1 protein-coding gene is annotated in these 1,671 nt (G+C 75.7%); it reads left to right on the top strand.

What is annotated here, in order from left to right; translation table 11 throughout:
- The first annotated feature begins 132 nt into the window (after window positions 1–132).
- Window positions 133–1,560: a bifunctional dTDP-4-dehydrorhamnose 3,5-epimerase family protein/NAD(P)-dependent oxidoreductase gene (locus Q0L15_RS22115; RefSeq protein WP_296607004.1), complete on the top strand. Its 1,428-nt coding sequence runs from the start codon at window positions 133–135 to the stop codon at window positions 1,558–1,560.
- The last annotated feature ends 111 nt before the right edge of the window (window positions 1,561–1,671 follow it).

The following is a 1,671-nucleotide window of genomic DNA, read 5'->3' as shown; positions in this document are numbered from 1 at the left end:
CGGCGTTCGTGGACTTCGAGACCGGTCTGGCCGCGACCGTGGAGTGGTACCGCCGGCACGAGGACTGGTGGCGCCCCGGCAAGCAGGTGGTCGAGTCCGCCTATGCCTCGATGGGCCAGTGAGGGCCCGGAGATGAGCGCCGCGATGGGGCCGAAGGTCGACCGGACGCCGATCCCGGGGCTGCTGGTCGTGCGGCTGGCGGTGCACGTCGACGCGCGCGGGTGGTTCGAGGAGAGCTGGCAGCGCGAGCAGATGGTCGCGCTCGGCGTCCCCGACCTCGGGCCGGTGCAGGCCAACGTCGCCTACAACGCCCGCCGCGGGGTGACGCGGGGGCTGCACGCCGAGCCGTGGGACAAGCTGGTGACCGGGGCGGCCGGCTCGGCGTTCGCCGCCTGGGTCGACCTGCGCGCGGGGGCGACGTACGGCGTCACCGCGCACCTCGAGCTCGCCCCGGGGATCGCGGTGTTCGTGCCGCGCGGGGTGGCCAACGGCTACCAGGCGCTCGCCGACGGCACGGCCTACACCTACCTGGTCAACGACCACTGGCGCGCGGGTGTGACCTACCCGGCCGTGAGCCTCGACGACCCCGAGCTCGCGATCCCCTGGCCGGTCCCGCTCGCGGAGGCGGAGATCTCCGAGCGCGACCGGACCCACCCGCGCCTCGCGCACGTGGCGCCCCTGCCCCGCCGCCGGACCCTCGTCACGGGCGCGGCCGGGCAGCTCGGGCGGGCGCTCGCCGCGGAGCTCGCCGACGACCCGGGCGCGCTCGTGGACACCGTGGACGCCGCGGAGCTCGACCTCACCGACGGCGACGCCGTGCGGGCCTGGCCGTGGGAGGACTACGACACGGTCGTCAACGCGGCGGCGTACACCTCGGTCGACGGCGCCGAGACCCCGTCGGGTCGGCGCGCCTGCTGGGCGGTGAACGCCGAAGCGCCGGCGCTCCTGGCCCGGCTGGCCGTCGAGCACCGGTTCACGCTGGTGCACTACTCCACCGACTACGTCTTCGACGGGGCGATCGGGGTGCACGAGGAGGACGAGCCGCTCTCGCCGCTGGGCGTCTACGGCCAGGCCAAGGCCGCGGGCGACCTCGCCGTCGGCGGCGTACCGGCGCACTACCTGCTGCGCACGTCGTGGCTGGTCGGCGACGGGCCCAACTTCGTGCGCACGATGCAGCGCCTGGCTGCGCAGGGCACCTGCCCGGAGGTTGTCGACGACCAGGTCGGGCGCCTGACCTTCGCCGGCGAGCTGGCCGGCGCGACCCGCCACCTGCTCGGGTCGCGGGCGCCGTACGGCACCTACCACGTGAGCAACGCCGGGCCCGCGATGTCGTGGGCGGAGGTCGCCGCCGAGGTCTTCCGGCACTGCGGCCGCGACCCGGCCGACGTCCGGCCGGTCAGCACGGCGCACTACGCGGCGCGGCAGGGGCGCCTGGCGCCCCGGCCGGCCAGCAGCGTGTTGAGCCTGGAGAAGCTCCGCGCGAGCGGCTACTCCCCCGCAGACGCGCGCATCGAGCTGCGCCGCTACCTGCGGTCCGCCCGGGCACTCCCGGTGCTCTGACCCGGGCCCACCAGGATCCATGCGCCAGCGCATGAACCGCCCCCGGCGGGGCACCGGCCATTCGTGACCTCTCCGACGAGCGAGACCGACCGCACGCACGACGTCTGGGGC

Origin of the sequence: Nocardioides sp., from assembly GCF_024509035.1 — a bacterium.
Taxonomy (GTDB): Bacteria; Actinomycetota; Actinomycetes; order Propionibacteriales; family Nocardioidaceae; genus Nocardioides.
This window is presented reverse-complemented; position numbering and strand designations above follow the sequence as displayed.

Coding starts and splice junctions, on each gene's coding strand:
- Q0L15_RS22115 (WP_296607004.1), top strand. CDS start 133: ATGAGCGCCGCGATGGGGCCGAAGGTCGACCGGACGCCGATCCCGGGG.